Source organism: Candidatus Allofournierella excrementigallinarum (assembly GCF_944388085.1).
Classification (GTDB): Bacteria; Bacillota; Clostridia; order Oscillospirales; family Ruminococcaceae; genus Allofournierella_A; species Allofournierella_A excrementigallinarum.
In genome coordinates this window covers 1-23,840 of the sequence record NZ_CALXHK010000038.1, presented here as the reverse complement: position 1 = coordinate 23,840, position 23,840 = coordinate 1, and the positions used below count along the sequence as shown (strand labels likewise).

Annotated in this window: 22 protein-coding genes, 1 riboswitch and 1 other annotated feature; of the genes, 13 read left to right on the top strand and 9 right to left on the bottom strand. The window is 65.4% G+C overall.

Features of this window, described 5'->3' with window-relative positions; genetic code table 11:
• The 7 genes from ACH2AT_RS08125 to ACH2AT_RS08095 all read right to left on the bottom strand — a co-directional run.
• Positions 1–1,165: glycosyltransferase (locus ACH2AT_RS08125; RefSeq protein ID WP_394965070.1), on the bottom strand; the 1,165-nt coding region annotated here is incomplete at its 3' end.
• A gap of 38 nt (positions 1,166–1,203) precedes the next feature.
• Positions 1,204–2,184, bottom strand: a complete 981-nt coding sequence (locus ACH2AT_RS08120) for a glycosyltransferase family 2 protein (protein ID WP_394965068.1) — start codon at positions 2,182–2,184, stop codon at positions 1,204–1,206.
• A 5-nt stretch (positions 2,185–2,189) separates the two neighbouring features.
• Complete coding sequence (locus tag ACH2AT_RS08115) at positions 2,190–3,311, bottom strand: glycosyltransferase family 1 protein (protein ID WP_394965066.1); 1,122 nt, start codon at positions 3,309–3,311, stop codon at positions 2,190–2,192.
• Positions 3,312–3,442: 131 nt separating this feature from the next.
• Positions 3,443–3,688, bottom strand: coding sequence for an IreB family regulatory phosphoprotein (locus ACH2AT_RS08110; RefSeq protein WP_394965064.1), 246 nt, complete (start codon positions 3,686–3,688; stop codon positions 3,443–3,445).
• A gap of 123 nt (positions 3,689–3,811) precedes the next feature.
• Positions 3,812–6,286, bottom strand: a complete 2,475-nt coding sequence (gene pheT / locus ACH2AT_RS08105; RefSeq protein ID WP_394965062.1) for a phenylalanine--tRNA ligase subunit beta — start codon at positions 6,284–6,286, stop codon at positions 3,812–3,814.
• Positions 6,287–6,306: 20 nt separating this feature from the next.
• A complete protein-coding gene (gene pheS, locus ACH2AT_RS08100; protein ID WP_394965060.1) occupies positions 6,307–7,329 on the bottom strand; it encodes a phenylalanine--tRNA ligase subunit alpha in 1,023 nt (340 codons plus the stop codon).
• Positions 7,330–7,382: 53 nt separating this feature from the next.
• Positions 7,383–8,882, bottom strand: coding sequence for a hypothetical protein (locus tag ACH2AT_RS08095; protein WP_394965058.1), 1,500 nt, complete (start codon positions 8,880–8,882; stop codon positions 7,383–7,385).
• 52 nt (positions 8,883–8,934) lie between these two features.
• Positions 8,935–9,170 (bottom strand) — a binding site (T-box leader).
• A gap of 120 nt (positions 9,171–9,290) precedes the next feature.
• Here ACH2AT_RS08095 and ACH2AT_RS08090 point away from each other — a divergent pair.
• Entirely contained in the window at positions 9,291–9,665 is a 375-nt protein-coding gene (locus ACH2AT_RS08090; RefSeq protein WP_394965056.1) for a 4'-phosphopantetheinyl transferase superfamily protein, read from the top strand.
• A gap of 107 nt (positions 9,666–9,772) precedes the next feature.
• Positions 9,773–10,123 carry a type II toxin-antitoxin system PemK/MazF family toxin gene (locus ACH2AT_RS08085; protein ID WP_394965054.1) on the top strand — a complete coding sequence of 117 codons (351 nt, stop codon included), beginning with the start codon at positions 9,773–9,775 and terminating at the stop codon, positions 10,121–10,123.
• Between the two features lie 59 nt (positions 10,124–10,182).
• Here ACH2AT_RS08085 and murC read toward each other — a convergent pair whose 3' ends face one another.
• Positions 10,183–11,556, bottom strand: a complete 1,374-nt coding sequence (gene murC, locus ACH2AT_RS08080) for a UDP-N-acetylmuramate--L-alanine ligase (protein WP_394965052.1) — start codon at positions 11,554–11,556, stop codon at positions 10,183–10,185.
• Between the two features lie 331 nt (positions 11,557–11,887).
• On the opposite strand from murC, the gene ACH2AT_RS08075 reads away from it, so the two are divergent.
• A complete protein-coding gene (locus ACH2AT_RS08075; RefSeq protein WP_394965050.1) occupies positions 11,888–12,688 on the top strand; it encodes an NAD(P)-dependent oxidoreductase in 801 nt (266 codons plus the stop codon).
• Positions 12,685–13,263 carry a dipicolinate synthase subunit B gene (locus ACH2AT_RS08070; RefSeq protein WP_394965048.1) on the top strand — a complete coding sequence of 193 codons (579 nt, stop codon included), beginning with the start codon at positions 12,685–12,687 and terminating at the stop codon, positions 13,261–13,263. Before ACH2AT_RS08075 ends, ACH2AT_RS08070 begins: the two co-directional genes overlap by 4 nt.
• A gap of 47 nt (positions 13,264–13,310) precedes the next feature.
• Here ACH2AT_RS08070 and ACH2AT_RS08065 read toward each other — a convergent pair whose 3' ends face one another.
• The gene (locus ACH2AT_RS08065; RefSeq protein WP_394965046.1) at positions 13,311–13,880 is read right to left on the bottom strand and encodes a 5-formyltetrahydrofolate cyclo-ligase; all 570 of its coding nucleotides are present in this window, start codon (positions 13,878–13,880) and stop codon (positions 13,311–13,313) included.
• A gap of 194 nt (positions 13,881–14,074) precedes the next feature.
• Between ACH2AT_RS08065 and ACH2AT_RS08060 the strand changes: the two genes are divergently transcribed.
• From ACH2AT_RS08060 to ACH2AT_RS08020, 9 genes are all read left to right on the top strand, one after another.
• Positions 14,075–15,469 (top strand): D-alanyl-D-alanine carboxypeptidase family protein, encoded by a 1,395-nt coding sequence (locus ACH2AT_RS08060; protein ID WP_394965044.1) that lies wholly within the window; start codon positions 14,075–14,077, stop codon positions 15,467–15,469.
• A 159-nt stretch (positions 15,470–15,628) separates the two neighbouring features.
• Positions 15,629–16,729 carry a DegT/DnrJ/EryC1/StrS family aminotransferase gene (locus ACH2AT_RS08055; RefSeq protein ID WP_394965042.1) on the top strand — a complete coding sequence of 367 codons (1,101 nt, stop codon included), beginning with the start codon at positions 15,629–15,631 and terminating at the stop codon, positions 16,727–16,729.
• A 1-nt stretch (position 16,730) separates the two neighbouring features.
• Positions 16,731–17,168: a sugar 3,4-ketoisomerase gene (locus tag ACH2AT_RS08050; protein ID WP_394965041.1), complete on the top strand. Its 438-nt coding sequence runs from the start codon at positions 16,731–16,733 to the stop codon at positions 17,166–17,168.
• Between the two features lie 13 nt (positions 17,169–17,181).
• Entirely contained in the window at positions 17,182–17,748 is a 567-nt protein-coding gene (gene rfbC, locus ACH2AT_RS08045; RefSeq protein ID WP_394965039.1) for a dTDP-4-dehydrorhamnose 3,5-epimerase, read from the top strand.
• A 5-nt stretch (positions 17,749–17,753) separates the two neighbouring features.
• Positions 17,754–18,551 (top strand): ABC transporter permease, encoded by a 798-nt coding sequence (locus ACH2AT_RS08040; RefSeq protein ID WP_394965037.1) that lies wholly within the window; start codon positions 17,754–17,756, stop codon positions 18,549–18,551.
• A 13-nt stretch (positions 18,552–18,564) separates the two neighbouring features.
• The gene (locus tag ACH2AT_RS08035) at positions 18,565–19,308 is read left to right on the top strand and encodes an ABC transporter ATP-binding protein (RefSeq protein WP_394965035.1); all 744 of its coding nucleotides are present in this window, start codon (positions 18,565–18,567) and stop codon (positions 19,306–19,308) included.
• Positions 19,309–19,377: 69 nt separating this feature from the next.
• Complete coding sequence (locus ACH2AT_RS08030) at positions 19,378–21,255, top strand: glycosyltransferase family 2 protein (protein ID WP_394965033.1); 1,878 nt, start codon at positions 19,378–19,380, stop codon at positions 21,253–21,255.
• Between the two features lie 23 nt (positions 21,256–21,278).
• Complete coding sequence (locus tag ACH2AT_RS08025; protein ID WP_394965031.1) at positions 21,279–23,159, top strand: glycosyltransferase; 1,881 nt, start codon at positions 21,279–21,281, stop codon at positions 23,157–23,159.
• 68 nt (positions 23,160–23,227) lie between these two features.
• Positions 23,228–23,311: riboswitch (ZMP/ZTP riboswitch) on the top strand.
• A gap of 68 nt (positions 23,312–23,379) precedes the next feature.
• Positions 23,380–23,840, top strand: a 461-nt coding sequence (locus ACH2AT_RS08020; protein WP_394965029.1) for a pyruvate formate lyase family protein, incomplete at its 3' end; no start/stop codon positions are given.

Below are 23,840 nucleotides of genomic sequence, written 5' to 3'. Positions count from 1 at the left end.
CGGCAAAAGGCAGGGTGCGCCCGCCCTCTTCGGCCAGAAAGCGGCCCAGCCGCGCCGTCACGCCCGCGCCTGCGCCCTCGCCCTCGAAGAGGCACAGGGCCAGGGGCCAGCGGCGGAAATAGACAAGGCAGGGGTCGTCCGCCCGCTTTGCCAGATGCAGCACCGGCTTGCCGGCGGCAAAATACTCGAACAGCTTGCTGGGCACCTGGTTGTCCAGGTCGTTGCCCAAACTCAGCAGCACGTCCGCCCCCGCCAGATAGCCCTCGGCCTTTTCTTTGGGCAGCGGGCCGGTGATGACCAGCCGCCCGCCCAAAACGGCACGGCAGGCCTCGGGCAGGCTGGCGGGGTAGTTCTCCCAGCCGCCGCCCACGAACACCAGTTCCCAGCCCGGGTCGTCCAGCGCCCGGAACAGCTCCAGGGCGTAGTGCGGGGTGCGCAGGGCGGGGTAGAGGCTGCCCACAAAGACGCACCGCCGCCGCCCGGCCCCGCTTTTCACCGCCGCTGCGGCAGGGGCGGCAGGAACAAGGCTGGGAAAGTCCAGCACCCGCATCCGGCCGGCAAAGCTCTCCAGCGGCGCGCCGGGGGCGTAGTAACGGGCCATGGCAGGGGGCACCAGCAGCCTGTCCATGGCCTGGGCCAGCTGCCGCTCCCGCCCCCAGGCGCCGGGGGCGGAATAGCTGGCGTTGGCCGCGTAGGGGTCCATCTGCCAGTCGATTTTAGTGCAGGGCACGGCGGCTTCGGCCAGCGCAAAGCTGCCCGCGTAGGGGGCGGCCACCGCCACCGCGGCGTCAAAGCCCACGGCGGCGTCCAGCCGCTCGATGGCGTTTCGGGCGGCCACGAGGCGGCGGGGGCGTTTGAGGGCGATCTGCCGCACCGCCGCCAGCGCCGCGTCGGGCTTTGCGGCAAGGCGGGCAAGGCGCAGGGGCGCCGGCGTGCCCCCGGCACGGCCGAATTCCAGCGCCTCGTTCATCCGCCGCTCGTCGCCAAAGGCCAGCAGGTGGCTTTTGCAGCCAGGGGCGGCGGGGGGCGGGGTGCGCCCGTCCCACAGCTCCAGAAGGTGCACGGCGTGGCCCCGCTGCGCCAGCAGGCCCGCCACGCGCCGCGCCAGCGCGGGGGTGGGGGCCAGGGGGAATTCCACTGTGTCCAGGATAAAAAGAAGCTTCATACAAAACACCTCGCCCGAAACGCGGGCGGTTTGAAAGGTCAGCGGCGGTCGGTGAGCAAAAGGCGGCACAGCCAGCGGTAGAAAGGCCCTGGCAGGCAGGCCGCCAGCGCCGCGGCCTTCATTTTGACGGGCAGGCGGCCCATGGCCAGCGCCCGCCGCAGGCTCTGGCGCAGCTGGCCGCGCAGCATGCGGTGGTCGGCGGCAAAGTCCTGGGCGTTCTCCTGCCGCAGGATCATGCTGTCCAGATACAAAAGCTTTTCGTAATAAAAAGCCTGCACCGAAGGTTCCAGCGCGCCGCCCGCGCTTTCCTCCAGGATGTTGGAGGCCACGAACAGCTGGTCCTCCAGCGCCCGGCGGTTCAGGGGCCGGTGGGTGGTGGAGGCCGCATGCTGGCGGTAGAAATAGCCCACCAGATCCACAAAGGCCATGCCCTTCACCCGCTGCAGGATGTGCCAGTTGAGATAGAGGTCCTCGTTGTAGATGACCGGCGAGGAGAAGTCGAACCCTTCAAACAGGCCGCGGTGGTAGAGTTTGTTGCACAGGCTGTATTCCACCCGCTTGTCGTGGAGCAGCGCGTCCAGATGCAGCGGCGCTTCAAAGCGCAGCCGCCCGCCCGGCTCGTCCGGCACTTCGGGGGGCTGCTCGCCCAAAAAGGGCAGAAAACGGCAGCAGGCCACCGGCAGGCCGGTGGAGCGGCAGCTTTCGGCCAGCACTTCCAGCATCCGCCGGTGGAGCAGGTCGTCCGAGTCCACAAAGGCCAGATACTCGCCCCGGGCGGCCCGCACCCCTGCGCCCCGCCCGCCGATGATGCCCAGATTCTCCTGATGGATCACCCGGCAGCGGGGCTCCGCCAGGGCAAAGGCGTCGCAGGCCTCGGCCGAGCCGTCGGTGCTGCCGTTGTCCACCAGCAGCAGTTCAAAGTCGGCGAGGGTCTGGCGGGAGATGCTCGAAAGGCAGGGGCCCAGATAGTCCCCGGCGTTGTAGACCAGCACGATCACCGTGATGAGCGGTCGCTCCATGTGTTTCACCCCTCGCTGCCCGCGGCGCGGGCGAGATAGAACGTTTCCAGCCAGCGGGCGGTGTCCGCAATGTCATAGCCCGCCGCGCGGATGGCCCCGGCGGGGCAGCTGCGGGCGGCAAAACCGCCTTCTGCCAGCGCCAGCGCCGCGGCGGCCCAGTCGCCCGCAGGCTGGTCCAGCCCCAGCCGGCGCACCAGCGGGGTGATGCACACCTCGCCGGTGATGGCGCTGCTGGCGGCCACCGGCAGCCCCGCCGCCTGGGCCTCCACCAGCGTCACCGGCAGGCCCTCGTGGCGGGAGGGGAAGATGAAGCAGTCCATGGCGGATAGCAGCGCCGGCACGTCCTGCCGGGGGCCCAGAAAGCGCACCGCGCCTTCAAGGCCAAGCCTGCGGGCGGCCTCGGCCATTTTGGGGCGCAATGGGCCGTCCCCCGCCAGCAGCAGGGCGCTGTTGGGCCGGCGGGCGTGGAGGGCGGCAAAAATTTCCAGAAGGAAGGCGTGGTTTTTCTGCTCGGTGAACCGGCCCACATGCCCGGCCACGAAGGCGCCTTCGGCAAGGCCCAGCTCGGCGCGGATGCGGCTTCGGGCCTCGGCGCTGGGGGCAAAGCGCTCCGGCTGCACCCCATTGAAGAGGATGCGTGCGGATGCGGCCTTTTCGCCGAACATCCAGCCGGCGGCGGCTTTGCTGCAGGCGAACAGATCGGTGGCCCAGGGCAGCACCATCCGGCCGTAGTGGTCCTTCACCAGCTGAAAGGCAAGCCCGCCCTCGTTTTTTGTGTTGTGGCTGTGGGCGATGCGCACCGGGATGCCCGCCTTCGCCGCCCGCTTCATCACAAGGCCGCTGAATTTGTCCATGTGGGAGTGGACGATGGGATAGCGGGGCCCAGAGCGCAGCACCCGGTCCAGGACGGCGGTGTAGACGAAGGGGCCTTTCTGGGTGATGAAGGGGATGCGGTGGATCACGCCGCCCAGCGCCTTGATTTCCGGCTCGTACACGCCGGCAAAGGAGGAGACAAAATCGAACTGCACCTTCTCCCGGTCGATGTTGCGGTAGAGGTTCATGATGAGGCTTTCGTAGCCTCCGTGGCCCAGGCCCGCCACGCAGTGAAGCACCCGGATCGGCGCCATGCGCCCGCCCCCTTCCATGGTTCAGGATACACGCATCAGTATAGCAAAAAGCCCCGGCCTTTGCAAATGGGCCGGGGTGCAAAGAACGCAAGAAAAGGGGCCCCGCCGCCCGGCGGGGCCCCCTTGAAAGATCAGGGATCCACGTAATTGCGCACCAGCGCCTGCAAAAGGTCGTCCCGGTCCACCTTGCGGATGAGAGAGCGGGCGTTCTTGTAGGTGGTGATGTAGGTGGGGTCCTCCGAGAGGATGTAGCCCACCAGCTGGTTGATGGGGTTGTATCCCTTTTCCTTCAGTGCGTCGTACACCTCCTGCACCACGGCGCGGATCTCGCGGTCGCGCTCGTCGTAGATGGAGAATACAGCGGTAGGATCAGACATCTCGAAGCCCCCCTTTACCAAGGCAGTAGTTTATATGCAATAGTATACAGGATAATCTCACCGTTTGCAAGCAGAGGAGCACTACAAAAGCGTGACATTTTTGTTGATTGTTTCCAAAACCGCTCAGCTGCGCAGGGCCACGCCCATCTCGCCCAGGGCCTTCAGCACCCGCTGGATGGCGCCGTCCACCTCTTCGTCGGTGAGGGTGCGGTCCGCTGCGCGGAACACCAGGTTGTAGGCCAGGCTCTTTTTGCCTTCGCCCACCTTTTCGCCGGTGTAGACGTCGAAAAGGGCCAGGCTTTCGAGGTTCTCGCCGGCGTTCGCCTTGATGCACCCGGCCAGCGCGGCGGCGGGCGCGGCCTCGTCGGCCACCAGGGCCAGGTCGCGGCTGGTGGCAGGGTGCTTGGGCAGCGGAGCGAACTGAGGCTCGCCGCCCCGCAGCTCGAACAGCTTGTCGAGGTTCAGGTCGGCGGCCACCACCCGGGCCTTCACGCCGTAATTCGAGCAGACGGCGGGATGAACTTCGCCCACGGTGCCCACCTTTTCGCCCTTTACAAAGATGTCGGCGGCGCGCCCCGGGTGGAAGGCGGCGCCCTCGGCGTTGCGCCGCACGGTGAAGTCCTTGATGCCGGCGGTGGCCAGCAGGCCCTCCACCACGCCCTTCATGGCCAGATAGTCCCACTGGGGGCCGTAGGCCGCCAGGATGAGCTTCTGCACCTCGGTGGGCAAAAGGTCGCTGGGGGTCTTGCCCTCGGCGGCCAGCTTCCTGCACAGGGCGGGATAGTCGTTGAAGTCGTTGTCCGCCACTTCGTCCGCCAGCGCGCTGGGCAGGTACTCGGTGGCCTGCTCGAACACCGCGCACTCGGCGGCGCGGGCGCTGAAGTTGCGCCCCACCACGTCCATCACGCTGGGCAGGGCGGTGGTGCGCATGATGCTGGTGTCCTCGCCCAGGGGGTTGGAGATGACCACCGCGCTGCGCAGGGGGTCGTTCTCCGGCAGATGGATGGCGTCGAAGCACTTGGCGCTGTAGAAGCTGAAGGTCTCGCACTCCCACAGGCCGTAGCCCGCCAGGGTGCGGGTGAGCTTTTCGTCAAAGCTCTGGCGGGGGGTGGGCCGTGCCTCGGCCACGCCCCGCATCAGGGTGCTGGGCAGCTTGTTGTAGCCCACATACCGGGCCACTTCCTCGGCCAGGTCGCAGTCCCGTTTCACGTCGTCGCGCAGGGTGGGGCAGACCACCACGTCGCCTTCCAGCTTAAAGCCCAGGGGTTCGAGGATGTCCACCATCTCCTGGCGGGAGAGGCTGGTGCCCAGCAGCCGGTTGATGACCTCGGGCCGCAGGGGCACCCGGTTCTCGGTGCGCTTCGCGGGGTAGATGTCCACCACGCCGTCCACCACGTCGCCGGCGTCCAGCAGCTGCACCAGCTCCAGCGCGCGGGCCAGGGCAGGGGCGCAGGTGTTGGGGTCAAGGCCCTTGGAGTACTTGGCGGAAGCCTCGGTCTGCAGGCCCAGCTTTTTGGCGGTGGTGCGGATGGAGGGGCCGTAGAACATGGCGCTTTCGAACACCACGGTGGTGGTGTGCTCGTAGGTGCCGCTGTACTCGCCGCCCATCACGCCGGCCACGCCGATGGGGCCCGCGTCGTCGGCGATGACCAGCATCTCCTCGCTGAGGGCGCGGTCCACGCCGTCCAGGGTGACGATGTGCTCGCCGGGCCTTGCGTTGCGCACATGGATGTGCTGGCCGTTCACATACTTGTGGTCAAAGCAGTGCATGGGCTGGCCGTACTCCAGCATCACGTAGTTCGTGATGTCCACCAGGTTGTTGATGGGGCGCACGCCGCAGGCCCGCAGCCGGTCCCGCATCCACTTGGGGCTGGGGGCAACGCGCACGTTCTCCACCACCGCGCCGCAGTAGCGCATGCACAGCTCGCTGTTCTCGATGTCCACCTTCAAAAGGCTGTTCACATTGCCGTGGCCGGGCTTCACTTCGGGAACATGGTCCTTGAAGGGCACGCCGAAGGTGGCGGCGCACTCCCGGCCCAGCTCCCGCACCGCCAGGCAGTCGGGGCGGTTGGGGGTGATCTCGAACTCAAAGACCACGTCGTCCATGCCCAGGGCCTCCACAGCGGGGGTGCCGGGGGCGGGCATGCCCTCGGGGTAATCCCGCCCGTCCAGCACCAGGATGCCGTTCTCGATGGCGTAGGGGAAGTCGTGGGTGGTCAGGCCCAGCTCGGCCAGGCTGCACAGCATGCCGCAGCTCTCCACGCCCCGCAGAACGCCTTTTTTGATTTCCACGCCGCCGGGCAGCTTCGAGCCGTCCAGCGCCACGGGCACAAGGTCGCCCACCTTGAGGTTCGCCGCGCCGGTGACGATCTGCAGCGGGGAGGCCTGGCCCACCTCCACCTGGCAGACGACCATGTGGTCGGAGTCCGGGTGGGGCACGATGGACTCGATGCGGCCGATGACCACGTTCTCCACCGCGTCGGCGGCGTTTTCATAGCACTCCACCTTGCTGCCGGTCATGGTGAGCCGGTCGGCCATCTCCTTGGCGGAGCAGTTAAGATCGGCGAATTCCTTCGCCCAGTTCATGGGTAATACCATTGATGTCGTCCCCCTTGTCCTCAGTTAAACTGCTTTAAGAAGCGCAGGTCGTTTTCGTACAGAAGGCGCATGTCGTCGATGCCGTAGCGCATCATCACCACGCGCTCAAGGCCGATGCCGAAGGCGTAGCCGGTGTATTTCTCCGAGTCGATGCCGCAGTTTTCCAGCACCTTGGGGTGCACCATGCCGCAGCCCAGGATCTCGATCCAGCCCTCGCCCTTGCACATGGAACAGCCCTTGCCGCCGCACTTGAAGCAGCTCATGTCCATCTCGGCGCTGGGCTCAGTGTAGGGGAAGTGATGGGGGCGGAACCGCACCTTGGTGTCGGGGCCGTAGAGCTTTTTGATGAACACCTCCAGCGTGCCCTTCAAATCGCTGAAGGTGATGCCCTCGTCCACAACGAGGCCCTCGATCTGGTGGAAGATGGGGCTGTGGGTGGCGTCCACCGCGTCGGAGCGGTACACCCGGCCGGGGGCGATGATGCGGATGGGGGGCTTGCGCTTCTCCATCGTGCGGATCTGCATGCCGCTGGTCTGGGTGCGCAGCAGGATGTTCTCGGTGATGTAGAAGGTGTCCTGCGTGTCGCGGGCGGGGTGGGTCTTGGGGATGGTGAGCATCTCGAAGTTGTAGTGGTCCAGCTCCACCTCGGGGCCGCCCACCACGTCAAAGCCCATGCCCAGGAAGATGTCCTTGAAATCGTTCAGCACCAGGTGGAAGGGGTGCAGGCCGCCCTGCTCCGGGCGCCTGCCCGGCAGGGTCACGTCGATGGTCTCGCCGGCAAGGCGGGCGGTGAGGGCGGCGTCCGCCAGCTCCTTCATCCGGGCGCGGATGCGCGCGTCGATCTCCTCGCGGACCTGGTTGGCCAGCGCGCCCACCACCGGACGCTCCTCGGCGGAGAGCTTGCCCATCTGCTTCAGGATGCCGGTGAGCTCGCCCTTTTTGCCCAAAAAGCGCACCCGCAGCTCGTCCACCGCCTTCTCACTGCCGGCGGCGGCGATCAGCTGCCCCGCCTGCCGGCGGATCTGTTCCAATGCCTCTTTCATGATCGTATCTCCTCTCGGAAAGTTTGTTGTGTCTATGGTCACCGCGAAAGGGCTCAGCCCTTTGCGCGGAACAGGCTGTAAGGCTGCAAAACGCCGTCGTACTCCTGGTACCCGGTGCACACCAGCTCGTAGCCCGCCATCTCGTAGAGGGGGCCTTCCTCCCGGGTGACGATGAAGTCGAAGGCGTTTTCGGCCACCATCTGCCGCACCGGCTGCTCCAGCTCCTGCCAGTTGGCAAGGTTCGGGCGGCAGAAAAACCGGCAGGAGGGCAAAATGCCGCTGGAAAGATAAAATCCTCCGTCCAGAAAGCCGTAGTTCAAAAGGCTCTCGCCGCCCTCAGCCTTTATGATGGCGGCAAACTTCGTCTGCACCAGGTCCTCTTTTTCGAGGGCCATGAAGCCCACGTTGGGGCTGGCCAGCGCACTCAGCGCCAGCGCGGCGGCAAAGCACGCCGCGCACCCGGCGGCGGCAAGCCGCGGGGCCTCAAAGCGCAGGGGCAGGCGCCGCAAAAGGGAAAGAAGGGGCACAAAACCCAGAGGGGCGAACACCGCCAGCGGCAGCCCGTAGTAGGGCCAGCCCAGCGAGCCGCACCAGATGAAAAAGGCGGTGAAAAAAGCCATCGTCGCGAGAGCGGCCCGCCCTGCGCCGGCGAGCAGCCGGGGCGCGAAGACGAACCACACGCCGCCCAAAAGGGCAAGGCCCATCCACACCGGGTTCGCGGCCAGGGTGGAAAGCCCGCTCACCGCCATGTTGTAAAAGGGGACGGCAAGCCCGGCGGGCGCATCGGAATAGGAGGTGAAGTTGGTGACGAAATAGGTCCCGAACAAGTCGCCCAGACTGTTATGGAAGGCAAAATAGGCCAGCACCGGCGCGCTCACCGCCGCCATGCCGCCGAGGAAGGCCCCGCAGGCCTTGAGGGCAGAGGAAAAGACCTTTTCCCCCAGCCACAGCCACAAGGCAAGGCAGGCCATCCAGGCGAAGTGCAGCCCCAGCAGGGTGTATTTCACCCAGAACACCGCCCCTGCCGCAAGGCCGTTTGCGAACACCAGCCAGAGCCCGGGCCGCGCCGCGCCCTGCACCCTGAAGGCCCGCAGCAGGCACCACAGCGAAAAGGCCAGCAGCGGCAGGCACAGCTCCTCGGCGCTGTCGCCCTGGGCAAAGGCGGGGCTGGAATACACCGCCCCCGCCAGAAGGGGCGCCGTCAGAAGGCTGAGGCCCGGCGGGCAGAAGAGGGCCACGCTTTGCAGGCTGAACCACAAAAAGGCCGCCCCCGCCGCCACCTCCCACAGCCAGACGCCGAAGAAGCCGGAATCGCTCACCAGCGCCGCCGCGGCGTGGAGGAAGTAGAGCAGCGGGCCCTTGTGGTCCAAAAGGTCCCGGTAGGGCACCAGCCCCTCCAGCATGCCCCGGCCGATGGTGAAATAGATGTTGGCGTCGACCCAGTCGTTGGTGGGGTAGAGGGGCGACGAGCGGGAGCAGACAGCCAGCGCCGCCGCGGCGCACAAAAGGCACCACAGGGCGGCAAAAAGCCGCTGTTTGCGGGATGTTTCCATTGCAGCGCTTCCTCCTTCCGGGGCAGAAAAAACGGCCCCGCCCCCGTGTTTTCACAGGGACGAAGCCGGTCAAACGCTCCGCGGTACCACCCGGTTTTTTGCTCGTTGAGCAAACACTCAAACTCCCGGTAACGGGGGAGAAGCCCGTCTCTGCCTACTGCCCTGAGGGTTCAGCAAAGCCGCTCGGAAGGGAACTTCACCTCCGCTTCCGCCGCAGGGCCCTTGCAGCCGGGGGGCCCCTCTCTGTGCCGGGAAAACGGCGCTACTTTCCTTCGTCAGCGCGTTTACAAAGCCAATCATAGCACACCCGAAGCCTTTTTGCAAGCGGAAAAGACAGGTTTCGCCGCCTTGCCAACCGGGCCGGGCCGTGATAGGATAGGTTTGAACGGGAAAAGGAGGCGGAGAGCCATGATCGCAGGCGTGGGCGTGGACATGGTGCGCATCGAACGGATGGAAAAAAGCCTTGGCAGCGAGGCCTTTTGGCAGCGGGTGTTCGGCGAGGAGGAGCGGGCCTTTCTGGAAAAGCTGCCCCCGGCCCGGCGGGCGGCCAGCGCGGCGGCGAACTTTGCCGCCAAGGAGGCTTTTTTGAAGGCCTGCGGCAAAGGGCTGGGCGGCTTTGCGCTGGCGGACATCCAGGCGCTGCGGGCCGAAAGCGGCGCGCCCTGCTATGCGCTTCGGGGCGCGGCGGCGGCCCACATGGCCGAAAACGGGCTGCACGCCAGCCTTTCTTTGAGCCACGAGGGGGGCCTTGCCGCCGCCTTCGCGGTGCTGGAAAAGGGCTGATTAAACTCCGGCTGTGCCGGGCATACTACCACCGAGGCCCCGCGCAACAGGGCGGGGGCAGCCATCGCCGCCTTTGTGAGGCGGCCGACATCGGAGGGTAGAGTTACATGGAAGTACACAGAGGTGAAGTGTTTTACGCAGACCTCAGCCCGGTGGTGGGCTCGGAACAGGGGGGCGTGCGCCCGGTGCTCATTTTGCAGAACGACGTGGGCAACCGCCACAGCCCCACGGTGATCGCCGCGGCCATCACCTCCAAGCAGGACAAGACCCGCCTGCCCACCCACATCCCGCTGCCGGCGTCCACCTGCGGCCTGACGAGGGACTCCATCGTTTTGCTGGAGCAGATCCGCACGCTGGACAAGCGCCGCCTGCGGGAAAAGGCCGGCAGCCTGCCGCCCCAGGCCCAGCAGAAGGTGGACCAGGCGCTGGGCATCAGCGTGGGATTGCGCACCATCTGAAAGAGAGCGCACAAAAGGCCCGCCGGGCAAGCCGCCCGGCGGGCCTTTTTGCGCGCTTGTTATTGCAGCATCATGCGGGCAGCTTTGTAAACGTCGCCGCAGCCCAGCGTCAGCACCAAATCGCCCGACTGGGCGTTGGCCCGGATGTAGCCGGCGGCCTCCTTGAGGCCCGCCACCGTCACGCAGCCGGGGATCAGCGCCGCCAGGTCTTCGCTCTTCACGCTGCCGTCGTCCACCTCGCGGCTGCCCATGATGGGGGTCAGCACCACCCGGTCGGCGGCGCTGAGCGCCTCGGCGAACTCGTGCAGCAGGGCCCGGGTGCGGCTGTAGGTGAAGGGCTGGTCCACCGCCCACACCCGCTTGAAGCCCAGCTCCTTGGCGGTGGCCAGGGTGGCGGCCACTTCGGTGGGATGATGGGCGTAGTCGTCCACGATGGTCACGCCGTTCACCTCGCCCAGCACCTCGAACCGCCGCCCGGCGCCCGAGAAGCTGCGGGCCGCCGCCTCGGCGGCGCTGGCCTCCAGGCCCAGCACGCGGGCGCAGCTGACCATGGCCAGCGCGTTGTAGATGTTGTGGTAGCCCGGGGTGGAAAGGCACAGGTGGGCGTAATAGTTGTCCCACTCCAGCACGTCGAACTCATAGAAGCCGGGTTTGTATTCCCGGATGTTCACCGCCCGGTAGTCCGCCGATTTCTGGATGCCGAAGGTGCGCACATTGCGGTCGATGCTGTTGATGACCTGGATGACACCCTCGTCGTCGGCGTTGGCCACGATGGTGTTGGTGGCCATCAGCGCGAACTTCTTGAAGGCCAGCTTCAGCTGGCCCATGGTGCCATAGTAGTCCAGATGGTCGTTGTCAATGTTCAACAGCACCGCGATGTGGGGCGTCAGCCGCAAAAAGGTCTCGGCATACTCGCAGGCCTCCACCACGATGCAGCTGCCGGTGCCGGCCTTGCCGTAGCCGCCGATGAGGGGCAGCTTGCCGCCGATCACCGCCGCGGGGTCCCGGCCCGCCAGTTCCAGCATGGTGGTGATCATGCAGGTGGTGGTGGTTTTGCCGTGGGTGCCCGCCACGCACACGCTGTGGGGGTACAGCCGGCTCACATAGCCCAGCAGCACGCTGCGCTCCAGGGTGGGGATGCCCCGGGCGTCCGCCTCCTGCAGTTCGGGGTTGTCGTCGTGGATGGCCGCCGAGTAGATCACCATGTCCGCCCCGACCACGTTCTGCGGGTCGTGGCCCATGTACACGGTGATGCCCAGGGCGCGCTCCGCGTCGATGATGGAGCCTTCGTTCACGTCGCTGCCGCTGATCTCGTAGCCGCGGGAGTTGAGGATCTGCACCAGCGGATACATGCCGCTGCCGCCGATGCCGATGAAATGCAGGTGTTTCACGCCCCGGAGAAGCCCGGGGTTGTAACCGCCGATGTAGCTCATTTGGGTCACCTCAAAAACGTAATGGGGCGAAGCGCGCTCCGCCCGTTGCCGGAGTAAAGTGTTATCCTGCTTTCCATTATATAATTTTTTTGCGGCGAAATAAACACTCAAAAGGCAAAAAATGCCGCTGTTTTTGCAAATTGTCCTTTTCGGCCCCCGCGCAGGGGCCTTTTTTCGGGATTTTGCCCTCCGGCACAAAAGGTGGCCAGAGGGGCCGAAAGGCCGGTCCGGCGTTCACTTTTGCGCTTTGCGGCGCATACCATGGGGCAAATCGGCACAAGAACGGCCCGGGCGCACAAATGCCCGCGCCCGGTGCGAGGGGGGAAGGGCGATGGAACAAAAACGGCCCGGGGTGTTCGCGGTGATCGGCGAGGACGCCCGCCAGAAGGCGGCGGCGGACTACCTGGGGGAGAGGGGATTTGAGGTGTGCGGCCCGGAGGGGCTGCCCCGGGCAAACTGGGTGCTGCTGCCCATGCCGCTGGCGGCGGACGGGGCGGCGCTGGAACAGCTGCTGGCAAAGGCAAGGCCCGGCACGGCGGCCTTCGGCGGCCGGGTGGGCGACGGGGCGAAGGCGGCGGCCGCCGCCGCGGGCATCGAACTTGCGGACTATCTGGGGCGGGAGGAGCTGGCGCGCCTGAACGCGATCCCCACGGCGGAGGGGTGCATCGGCCTCATTTTGCAAAACCGGCGGCGCACCATCTGGGGCAGCGCCGTGCTGGTGCTGGGCTACGGGCGGTGCGGCCAGGCGCTGGCGGTGCGGCTGGCGGCGCTGGGCGCCCGCGTCACGGCGGCGGCCCGCAGCCCCGGCCAGCGGGCCCTGGCCATGAGCCAGGGGCTGGCCGCCGCGCCCATGGAAGCGGTGGACGGCCTGCTGGAAACCACCGACGTGGCGGTGAACACGGTGCCCGCCCCGGTGCTGGACGCGCGCCGGCTGGGGCTTTTGCCGAAGGACGCGCTGGTCATCGACCTGGCCAGCCTGCCCGGCGGCACCGATTTTGAGGCCGCCGGGGCGCTGGGGGTGCGGGCCATCCATGCCCTCAGCCTGCCCGCCCGCTGCGCGCCGGTGACGGCGGGCCAGTTCGTGGCGCAGGCCGTGCTTGCCATGCTGAAAGAAAGGGGAGAGGGGATTTGACAAAGACAAAGCGTGTGGTGTGGGCGATGTGCGGCAGCTTCTGCACCTTTGAAAAGACGCTTGGGGCGATGGAGGCGATGGTGCGCGGCGGGGCACAGGTGCTGCCGCTGATGAGCTTCAACGCCGCCGGGCTGGACACCCGCTTCGGCACGGCGGAAAGCTGGAAGGAAAAGGTGGAGGCCGTCACCGGCCGCAAGCCCATCGAGACGCTGCAGGGCGCGGAGCCCCTGGGCCCCCAGAACATGGCGGACGCGATGGTCATCGCCCCCTGCACCGGGGCCACCCTGGCAAAGCTGGCCGCCGGCATCAGCGACACGCCGGTGACCCTGGGGGCCAAGAGCATGCTGCGGGGGGCAAAGCCGCTGGTGCTGGCGGTGAGCACCAACGACGGCCTGGCCGCCAGCATGGAGAACCTGGCCCGGCTCATCAACCGCAAGAACTTCTACCTGGTGCCCTTCGCCCAGGACGACTGGCTGAAAAAGCCCGCCAGCCTGCAAAGCGACTATGCCCTCATCGGCGACACGCTGGAGTGCGCCATGCGGGGCCGCCAGCTGCAGCCGGTGCTCACCGGGTGAAAAAGCGGCCCCCGGGGCGCGTTTGCTCCGGGGGCCGCTTTCGCTTTTCAGAGGATGCCCCGCTCGGTGATGACCAGGTCGGCGGGCAGGTCGAATTCGCCGGCGGGCAGGCTGGGGAACACCGCCGCCGACGGGCACAAGACCACCCGGGCCGCGCCGCTGCGGGCAAAAAACCGGTCGTAAAAGCCGCCGCCGTGGCCAAGACGCACGCCGCTGGGCGCGGCGGCCAGGCAGGGGGCCACGATGAGGTCGATGGCCGCCGGGTCCACCACCGGCAGGGTGCAGGGCGGCTCCAGGATGCCGTGGGGGCCGGGCCGCAAAGCGAACAGCGCCGCCACCCGGTGGGCCTCCATCCAGCCCGCCTCGCACTGGCGCGGCAGGCAGACCGCGCGCCCCTCCCGAAACGCAGCGTCCAGAAGGGGCCGGGTGTCCGGCTCCGAGGAAGTGCTCATAAAGCACATCACCGTGGCCGCGGTGTTCCACACCGGCAGAAGCCGCAGGTATTCAAACATTGCTTCGCCCCAGCGGGCCGTGTCCTCCGGCGTACAGCCGGCAAGGCGGGCGCGGGCTTCGGCCCGCGCCTCCCGCTTTTGTTCCTGGATGCTTTTCTGTTCCATGCGCCGCCGCCTCTTTTCCTGCCATATCCACCCCATTATACCACCGTCCCCCCCGTTTTTTAAACAAATTGTGGAAATTTTGTGCAGGCCTTGTGCCGCACAGTAAAATTTATGTATAATATTCCAGAACATGCCCGCGCCACGTTTTTGGGGGCGCGGTTTCGGATCTTCTGAAAAGCAAAGGGACGTTGGGCTTGAAAAAATTCTTCACCGCACTCTGCGCGGCGGCGCTGGCCGCCGCCCTCTTCGCGCCCGCGGCGCTGGCCTACCAGGGGCCGGCCGTGAGCTGCGAGGCCTACATCGTGATGGACGCCGATACCGGCCAGGTCATCATGGAAAAGAACGCCGACGAGGTGCTCTATCCCGCCTCCATCACCAAGATCATGACCCTGGCCCTGGCGCTGGAAAAGGCCCAGGGCCAGCTGGACGCCCGGCTCACCGTGAGCTACGACGCGGTGCACCAGCTGGAATACGGCTCCTCCCACATCGCTTTGCAGGAGGGGGAGGTGGTGCGCCTGGAGGATGTGCTCTACGGCACCCAGCTGGAGAGCGCCAACGACGGCGCGAATGTGCTGGCCGAGTACATCGGCGGCACCATCCAGGGCGGCGTGGACGCCATGAACGCCAAGGCCGCCGAGTTGGGGCTTTCGAACACCCACTATATGAACCCCCACGGCCTGCACGACGACGAGCACTACACCACCGCCCGGGACATGGCCCTCATCACCCGGTGGGCCCTTTCGGTGCCGGGCTTTGAGGAGATCTTCTGCCGCACCGACCCCTGGACCATGGAGCCCACCAACAAGCAGCCCCAGCAGCGGGTGTTCCACTGCACCGACTGGATGCGCATCTCCGGCGACTACCTGCGCAGCTACGCCAAGGGTTCCAAAAACGGTTTTCACGACCAGGCCCTCACCACCTTCGTGAACTACGCCGAGCAGGGCGGCATCCGCCTCATCTCGGTGGAGCTGAAGTGCCAGCAGCTGGAGGACAAGTTCCGGGACGCCTGCGCCATCCTGGACTATGCCTATGAGAATTTTTCCCGGGTGGAGATCCCCGCCCCGAACGAAGCCTTCCAGGTGCCGGTGGTGGGCGGCGGCGAGGCGCTGGGCAACGCCCTGGTGCAGCCCAAAAGCGCCGCCGTCCTGCTGAACAAAAACCTCTCCACCGACGGCATCACCGTGGACTATCAGATCCCCGGCCAGTATGTGCTGGGCCAGCCCTTTGCCGCCAGCGTGACCTACACCCTGCCGGAAAACGACTACCAGCCCCCGGCGCTTGGCTCGGCCGGCCTGGCGGTGAGCGGCGTGGACGAGGTGCTGGCCGCCAGCACCTATGTGCCTGCCTCCTCCCTTGAGCCGGAGAAGGACCCTGTGGGCATCGCTGTGGCCGCCGCGGCGGCCGTCATGGCGCTGGTGCTGGGCGTGCGGCTGTGGCGCAGGGCGGGCAGCAAAAAACCCGCCGCCGCCGGCCCCGCCCAGTGGGAGATCATCACCCGCAAGCCTCTGCCCGCCGAGCCGCCCCCCTGGGAAAAAGAGGCGGACAGGCCTGCCCCCCGCAGCCAGACCAAGCCCCCCAGCCGGGACTGAACCTTCACAAAACCACAGCGGCCCCGCCGCGGCGTTGTGCCGGCGGGGCCGTTTTGCCGCCCGGCGGGCGGCTTTTTGTTGCGTTTTGACACGGGATAGGGTAAAATATAAATTGGTATTTTCTGTGCGGCTGCCGCCGCAGAAAGGCAAGGGACCAAGATGAACATCCTGCCCAACGATCTGGGCCGTCAATACAGCCTGCACGCCGCCGAGTACGAGGCGAAAGCCCTGGAAGTGCTGCGTAGCGGCTGGTACATTCTGGGCCGCGAGGTGGAGCAGTTTGAAGCCGAGTGGGCCGGATACATCGGCGCCAAATACTGTGTGGGCCTGGCCAGCGGCCTGGACGCGCTGTGGATCAGCTTCCGCCTGCTGGGCATCGGCCGGGGCGACGAGGTCATCGTCTGCTCCAACGCCTACATCGCCTGCGTTATGGGCATCTCCATGAACGGGGCCACCCCGGTGTTCGTGGAGCCGGATGAATACGACAACATCGACGCGGAGAAGATCGAGGCCGCCATCACCCCCCGCACCAGGGCCATCCTGGCGGTGCACCTGTTCGGCCAGGCCTGCGACATGACCCGCATCATGGAGATCGCCCGCAGCCGCGGCCTCAAGGTGGTGGAGGACTGCGCCCAGAGCCACGGCAACCACTGGCGGGGCCGGACGGTGGGCACCTTCGGCGATGTGGGGTGCTTTTCCTTCTACCCCACCAAGGGGTGCGGCGCCTTTGGCGACGCGGGCTGCATCGTCACCGACGACGAGGCCCTTGCCCAAAAATTCCGGGTGTTCCGCAACTACGGCAGCGAAAAGCGCTACCACAACCAGGTGGTGGGCGCCAACTCCCGCCTGGACGAGATACAGGCGGGCCTGCTGCGGGTAAAACTCTCCCACCTGCCGGAATTCGACGCCGAGCGCCGGGCCATCGCCGGGCGGTATCTGGCCGAACTGCGCCACCCCCTCATCCGGCTGCCCAGGGTGCGCCCCGGGGCGGACAGCACCTGGCACCAGTTCGTCATCCATGTGAAAAAGGGACGGGACGATCTGGCTGCCTACCTGAAAGAGAAGGGCATCGGCACCATCATCCACTATCCCATCCCGCCCCATCTGTCGGAGGCCTACCGGTACCTGGGCAAAAAGCGGGGGGATTACCCCATCGCCGAGCGCTATGCCGGCGAGGTGCTCAGCCTGCCCATGTACAACGGCATGACCGAAGAAGAACAGACCTATGTGATCGAGGCCGTCAACGCCTGGGAGCCGTGATATGATGAAAAACGACAACTACGACCGGGTGAGGATGCTCTCCTTTGCCGACCTTGGCGACGAACGGGGCAGCCTCATCGTGGTGGAGGGCGCCCGGCAGGTGCCCTTTGAGATCAAGCGGGTGTTCTATATGTACGGCAGCGACGCCGGCGTGGTGCGCGGCCAGCACGCCAACCGCCGCACCGAGTTCGTGCTCATCAACGTGGCGGGCCAAAGCAAGGTGCGGGTGGACGACGGCTGCGGCCGCGAGGAGGTCTTCTCGCTGGACAAGCCCAACACCGGCATCTACATCCCCCGCATGGTGTGGAAGGACATGTACGGCTTTTCGCCGGACAGCGTGCTGCTGGTTTTGGCCAGCGAGCACTACGACGGCGGCGAATACCTGCGGGACTACGAGGGATTCAAAGCGGCCCTCGCGGCGCAGAACGAAGAGGAATAAGGGGTAATACAAAATGGGGAAATTCAAATTCATCGAAACGGAGCTGCCGGGCGTGCTCATCGTGGAGCCCACGGTTTTTGGCGACGAGCGGGGCTACTTTATGGAGACCTTCCAGAAAGAGGAGTTCGCCGCCGCCGGCATCACCGACGAGTTCGTGCAGGACAACCAGTCCCGCTCTTCCCGGGGCGTTTTGCGGGGGGTGCACTTCCAGAAACAGCACACCCAGGGCAAGCTGGTGCGGGTGACCAGGGGCGAGGTGTTCGACGTGGCGGTGGACTGCCGGCCCTCGAGCGAGACCTTCGGCAGGTGGACCGGCGTGGTTTTGAGCGAGGAGAACAAGCGCCAGTTCTATGTGCCCAAGGGCTTCGCCCACGGCTTTCTGGTTTTGAGCGACGCGGCGGAATTCTGCTACAAGTGCACCGACTACTACGACCCCTCCGCCGAAGGCGGCATCCCTTACGATGACCCCACCGTGGGCATCCGGTGGCCGGACTGCGGGTGCGAGTATCTGCTCAGCGAAAAAGACAAGCGCCACGCCCCCTTCGCCAGCCAGACCTTTGAGTATTTTGAGAGGTGGTAAGCCCCTTGAACACTGTAAAACTGTATATCAAGGATTTCCTGCGCTACCGCTACCTTCTGTATAACCTCATCAGCCGGGATTTCAAGCTGAAATACCGCCGCAGCGTGCTGGGCGTGGCCTGGAGCGTGCTCAACCCCCTGCTCATGTGCGGCGTGATGGTGGTGGTGTTCGGCAGCCTGTTCCAGTTCCGGGGCGAGGGCATCACCAATTACCCCGTCTATCTGGTCATCGGCCAGCTGATGTTCACCTTTTTCCGCGAGTCCACCACCATGGCCATGGGCAGCGTGATGGCCAACGCCATGCTGCTGCGCAAGGTGTACATCCCAAAATACGTCTTCCCGCTGGAAAAAACCTGCTTCGGGCTTGTGAACTACTTTTTCAGCTTCATCGCCCTCATCATCATCATGCTCATCACCCGCAGCCCCCTGCACCCCACGGTGCTGCTGGCGGCGTATCCCATCCTTACCATGTTCCTGTTCAGCCTGGGGGTGGGGCTGGTGCTCTCCACCATGGCGGTGTTCTTCCGGGACGTCATCCACCTGTGGGAAGTGTTCACCACCGTGCTGATGTATTTCTCCGCCATTTTCTACGACCCGGCCCAGTTCGGCAACGTGTACCTCGAGACGCTCATCAAGTTCAACCCCATCTACTGGTACATCACCGCCTTCCGCACCGCCGTGCTGGACGGCGAGCTGCTCACGATGAACATGGTGGCCATCTGCGGGGCGTGCAGCCTTGCCATGCTGGCCTTCGGCCTCTTGGTATTCAAAAAGAACCAGGACAAGTTCGTCCTGTACATGTGAGGGAGGGCGGACGATGGAACCCATCATCCAGGTAAACGACGTCTCCATGCGCTTCAACCTCGCCAAGGAGAAAAGCGAAAGCCTGAAGGAATACTTCTTGCAGATCGCCCACGGCAAGCTGAAGTTCGACGAGTTCTATGCGCTGAAAAACGTCAGCCTCACGGTGCAGCCGGGCGATTTCTACGGCCTCATCGGCCTGAACGGCAGCGGCAAATCCACCCTGCTCAAGGTCATCAGCGGCGTCTACAAGCCCACCACCGGCAACTGCGTGGTGCGGGGCACCATCGCCCCCCTCATCGAGCTGGGCGCCGGCTTTGACATGGACCTCACCGCCCGTGAGAACATCTTTTTGAACGGCGCGGTGCTGGGCTTCACCCCCAAATACATCCGGGAGAAATTCGACGAGATCGTGGAATTCAGCGAACTGCACGACTTTCTGGACGTGCCGCTGAAAAACTATTCCAGCGGCATGGTGGCCCGCATCGCCTTCGCCATCGCCACCATCACCAAGCCGGACATCCTCATTGCCGACGAGATCTTGAGCGTGGGCGACTTTTTGTTCCAGCAAAAGTGCGAGGACCGCATGCAGAAGCTGATGAGCGGCGGCACCACCGTGATCCTGGTGAGCCACTCCATCGAGCAGATCGAGCGCATGTGCAACAAGGTGGCCTGGCTGGAACACGGGCGCATCAAGATGAACGGCCCCACCGAAGAGGTGTGCGGCGCCTACAAACACACCACCCGGGACGCCGAGTGAGACCCTTAGCAGCCAGGAGGCGGGCCCCCTGGCTGTTTTGCGCGCCCGGGACAAAGGAGAGAACGACCCATGCCGGACAAAAAAGAACTGGAAGCGCCCCTGCCCGCCGACGTTGCCCGTGAAGACAGCGTGGGCGGCATGGCCCGCCGCCTTCTGGACCCCGCCCACATCAAACAGGTGGCCGCCTGGTGCGCCCAGGTGGGCCGGGAGGAGGGCTTCGAGGCCCTCTGGCGGGAGGTGGAGTTCCGCATCCGCCTTGCGCTGCACCGCGACACCTGGCGCTACCGGGCCGACCTGCCCACCCGCCGGGCGCTGAAGGCCCAGCGGGCGGAAAACCTCGCAGGCCCCGTCATCAGCGTCTGCGCGCCCCTTTACAACACCCCCGCGCCCTTTCTGCGCCAGATGATCAAAAGCGTGCTGGCCCAAAGCTACGCCCGCTGGGAGCTGGTGCTGGCGGACGCCTCCGACGGCGCCCACAGCGAAGTGGGGCGCATCGCGCAGGGCTATGCAAAAAAGGACGGGCGCATCCGCTACCTGAAGCTGGAAGAGAACGGCGGCATCGCCGCCAACACCAACGCGGCGCTGGATGCCGCCACCGGCGGCTGGCTCACCCTGCTGGACCACGACGACCTGCTCTACCCGAACGCCCTCTACCGGGTGGCCAGGGAAGTGCTGGCCGGGGCGGACTTCGTCTACTCCGACGAGATCGTCCTCTCGGCGGACCTAAAGCATCTGGTGGACTATCACTTCAAGCCCGATTTTGAGCCGGACTATCTGCGGGGCTGCAACTACATCACCCACCTGGCCGCTTTTTCCCGGCCCCTCTTTGAGCGGGCGGGCGGCGGCGAGCGCAGCGAGTACGACGGCAGCCAGGACTTTGAGCTCATCCTGCGCCTCACCGAGCGCGCGGAAAAGGTGGCCCACATCTCCTATGTGCTTTATATCTGGCGCAGCCACGCGGGCAGCACCGCCAGCGGAATAACGGCCAAACCCTACGCCCTGGCGGCGGGGGAAAAGGCCATCGACGACCACCTCGCGCGGGTGGGCCTGGAAGGAACGGCGAAGCGCATCGAGGGCTGCCCCGGCGCCTACCGGGTGAAGTACGCCCTCACCGGCACGCCCCTTATCAGCGTGCTTATCCCGAATAAGGACCACATCGAGGACCTGGACCGCTGCCTTGCCAGCCTTTACTCCAAAGCGGGCTACGACAACTTTGAGGTCATCGTGGCGGAGAACAACTCCGCCGACCCCGCCACCTTTGAATATTACGAGGCGGCGAAGAAGAAGTACCCTCGGCTGCAGGTGGTCACCTATGAGGGCGGCTTCAACTTCTCGGCGGTGAACAACTTCGCCCGCCGGTTTGCCAGGGGCGAGCAGCTGCTGCTTTTGAACAACGACATCGAGCTGCTCAGCGAGGGCTTTCTGGCCGAGATGCTCATGTTCAGCCAGCGCCCGGACGTGGGCTGCGTGGGCGCAAAACTCTACTACCCTGATGACCGCATCCAGCACGCGGGTGTGTTTTTGGGCATTGGCGGCACCGCCGGCCACAGCCACAAAAGCCACCCCCGCGCCTCGGCGGGCGACCTCTACCGGCTGGCCACGCCTCAGAACCTGCTGGCGGTCACCGGCGCCTGCCTGATGGTCAAGGCCGCCCTCTACGACGAGATGGGCGGGCTGGACGAGGAGAACTTCGCCGTGGCCTACAACGACATCGACCTGTGCCTGAAACTTTGGGAAAAAGGCCTCACCAATGTGTTCACCCCCCACGCCGAAGCCTACCACTACGAGAGCAAGAGCCGCGGGCTAGACACTTTGAGCGAGAACGCCCGCCGCTACGAGGGAGAGAAGGCCCGCTTCATCCAAAAATACGGCGGCCTGATCGCCGCGGGCGACCCTTACTACAACCGGCACTTCAACCTGCTTTTTGAAAACTACGGCCTGAAATAAGGGCCTTTTGGGGGCGATGAGCCATGAAACTCAAACTCAAACGCATCCGGGAGCTGTTCGGCTATGCCTTCGACCTTTTAAAAAGCGAGGGCCTCTTCGCCATGGTGCGGCGGGCGCTGGGCTTTTTCCGCCGCCGCCTCTTCGGCAAGCGGGCCCGCTACCTGCCCAAGAAAAAGGTGCTGCAGGCCCAGCGGGCGGACCTGGCCGACCGGTGGGAAAACGGCGCAGCCCTGCCCCTGGTCAGCATCTGCGTGCCGCTCTACAACACGCCGGCGCAGTACCTGCGGGAATTTCTTGCCAGCGTCTTTGACCAGACCAGCACCCGCTGGGAGCTGTGCCTGGCGGACGCTTCCGACGCCTCCCACGCCTATGTGGGCGAGATCGTGGCCCAGCGGGCGGCCTTTGCCCAAAAAATCGCCCCGGCGGCAAACCGGGTGAAGTACGTCAAGGTGGAAAACAGGGGCATCAGCGCCAACACCAACGCGGCGGCGGCGCTGGCGGAGGGCGAGTATCTGGCCCTGGCGGACCACGACGACGTCCTGGCCCCCCATGCGGTGTACACCCTGCAGATGGCCATTCTGGACAGCGGCGCGGATTTTCTTTACAGCGACGAGGCCCTCTTCAAAAAGAGCATCCGCCGGCCCATGGTGGCCCACTTCAAGCCGGATTTCGCCCCGGACTATCTGGTCTGCTGCAACTACATCTGCCATCTTTCCGCCTTCAAGCGCAGCCTGTACTTTGAGGCGGGGGGCGAGCGCAGCGAGTGCGACGGCAGCCAGGACCACGACCTGTTCCTGCGCCTGACCGACCGGCTGGACGAGACCCAGATTTATCACATCCCTCAGGTGCTCTATTACTGGCGGGTGCACGGCGGCTCCACCAGCGGCGGCACCGCCGCCAAACCCTATGTGGCCAGGGCGGCAAAAAAGGCCATCGCCGACCATCTGGAGCGCACCGGCCAGCGGGGCGAGGTGCGGGACGGCCTTTACCCCAGCACCTACAAGGTGGACTATGAGATCGAGGGCGAGCCGCTGGTGAGCATCCTCATCCCCAACATGGACCACACCGGCGACCTGGAAAAGTGCCTCTCCTCGGTCTACAAAAAGACCAGCTGGAACAACTTCGAGGTCATCGTCATCGAGAACAACTCCAAAGAGGCGGCCACCTTTGACTACTACAAAAAAATCGCCGGCCCCGGCGGCTACCCCCGCTGCCGGGTGGTGGAGTACAAGGCCGAAGGCGGCTTCAACTTCTCCGCCATCAACAACTTCGGCCGCAAGGCGGCAAAGGGCGACTACCTGCTGCTTTTGAACAACGACGTGGAGGTCATCAACCGGGGGTGGCTCACCGAACTGCTGATGCAGGCCAGCCGCCCGGGAGTGGGGCTGTGCGGGGCCATGCTCTACTACCCCGACGACACCATCCAGCATGCGGGCATCATCACGGGCCTGGGCGGCTACGCCGGCCACAGCCACAAATACCGCCCCCGCACCTCCGGCGGCTACATGTTCCGCGCCGCCACCGTGCAGGACTTTTCCGCCGTCACCGCCGCCTGCATGCTGGTGCGCACCCAGGTGTTCGACGCGCTGAACGGCCTGGACGAGGGCTTCACCGTGGCCTTCAACGACGTGGACTTCTGCCTGCGGGCGAGGCGGGCCGGCTGGCGGGTGGTCTGGACCCCCTACGCCCAGCTTTACCACTACGAGAGCAAGAGCCGGGGCATCGACGAGAAGGACAAGGCCAAAAAGGCCCGCTTTGCCGGCGAGCAAAAGCGCCTCACCGAGCGCTTCGGCCGGGAGAACCTCATCCGCGACCCCTACTATAACCCCGGCCTCACCCTGGACCGGGAGGACTTTTCCGAAAGCGGCGATCTGCGCCATCTGCAAAACTGCATGCCGGGCTGAGCGGCAGATATTGTGTGTTGACAACAAAAAGCGCCTGCTGTATACTGAATATTGTTTTCACAGCAAAACACCGCCCTCACAACTGACGGAATTTCGTGGGCACACCACGGGGGAGTGAGGCGCGTTTTATGCCGACCGTCTGGGCAACATCGCATACGCGGTGCTGCCCTTTTTTATTTCTTACGGGCGGCACAAAACACACCGAAAGGGGTTTTGCTTTATGGAACAGTGGAAGGATTTTGTGCCCGGCGCGTGGCAGGAGAAAATCGACGTTCGGGATTTTATCCAAAAAAACTACAAACCGTATACGGGTGACGGCAAATTCCTCGCCGGCCCCACCGCCCGCACCAGGCACCTGATGGCAAAGCTGGAGGCCCTGATGGCCGCCGAGCGGGAAAAGGGCGGCGTTTTGAAGGTGGACACCGAGACGGTGATGAGCCTTTTGACCTTCGCCCCCGGGTATCTTTCCAAAGAGGACGAGCTCATCGTGGGCCTGCAGACCGACGAGCCGCTGAAGCGGGGCGTGAACCCCTTCGGCGGCATCCGCATGGCCCGCAGCGCCTGCGAGGCCTACGGCTATAAACTCTCGGACAAAATCGAGGAAGAGTTCCGCTACCGCACCACCCACAACGACGGCGTGTTCCGGGTCTACGGCCCCGAGACCCGCGCCGCCCGCCACTG

Coding starts and splice junctions, on each gene's coding strand:
- ACH2AT_RS08120 (WP_394965068.1), bottom strand. CDS start 2,184: ATGGAGCGACCGCTCATCACGGTGATCGTGCTGGTCTACAACGCCGGG.
- ACH2AT_RS08115 (WP_394965066.1), bottom strand. CDS start 3,311: ATGGCGCCGATCCGGGTGCTTCACTGCGTGGCGGGCCTGGGCCACGGA.
- ACH2AT_RS08110 (WP_394965064.1), bottom strand. CDS start 3,688: ATGTCTGATCCTACCGCTGTATTCTCCATCTACGACGAGCGCGACCGC.
- pheT (WP_394965062.1), bottom strand. CDS start 6,286: ATGGTATTACCCATGAACTGGGCGAAGGAATTCGCCGATCTTAACTGC.
- pheS (WP_394965060.1), bottom strand. CDS start 7,329: ATGAAAGAGGCATTGGAACAGATCCGCCGGCAGGCGGGGCAGCTGATC.
- ACH2AT_RS08095 (WP_394965058.1), bottom strand. CDS start 8,882: ATGGAAACATCCCGCAAACAGCGGCTTTTTGCCGCCCTGTGGTGCCTT.
- ACH2AT_RS08090 (WP_394965056.1), top strand. CDS start 9,291: ATGATCGCAGGCGTGGGCGTGGACATGGTGCGCATCGAACGGATGGAA.
- ACH2AT_RS08085 (WP_394965054.1), top strand. CDS start 9,773: ATGGAAGTACACAGAGGTGAAGTGTTTTACGCAGACCTCAGCCCGGTG.
- murC (WP_394965052.1), bottom strand. CDS start 11,556: ATGAGCTACATCGGCGGTTACAACCCCGGGCTTCTCCGGGGCGTGAAA.
- ACH2AT_RS08075 (WP_394965050.1), top strand. CDS start 11,888: ATGGAACAAAAACGGCCCGGGGTGTTCGCGGTGATCGGCGAGGACGCC.
- ACH2AT_RS08065 (WP_394965046.1), bottom strand. CDS start 13,880: ATGGAACAGAAAAGCATCCAGGAACAAAAGCGGGAGGCGCGGGCCGAA.
- ACH2AT_RS08055 (WP_394965042.1), top strand. CDS start 15,629: ATGAACATCCTGCCCAACGATCTGGGCCGTCAATACAGCCTGCACGCC.
- ACH2AT_RS08050 (WP_394965041.1), top strand. CDS start 16,731: ATGATGAAAAACGACAACTACGACCGGGTGAGGATGCTCTCCTTTGCC.
- rfbC (WP_394965039.1), top strand. CDS start 17,182: ATGGGGAAATTCAAATTCATCGAAACGGAGCTGCCGGGCGTGCTCATC.
- ACH2AT_RS08035 (WP_394965035.1), top strand. CDS start 18,565: ATGGAACCCATCATCCAGGTAAACGACGTCTCCATGCGCTTCAACCTC.
- ACH2AT_RS08030 (WP_394965033.1), top strand. CDS start 19,378: ATGCCGGACAAAAAAGAACTGGAAGCGCCCCTGCCCGCCGACGTTGCC.
- ACH2AT_RS08025 (WP_394965031.1), top strand. CDS start 21,279: ATGAAACTCAAACTCAAACGCATCCGGGAGCTGTTCGGCTATGCCTTC.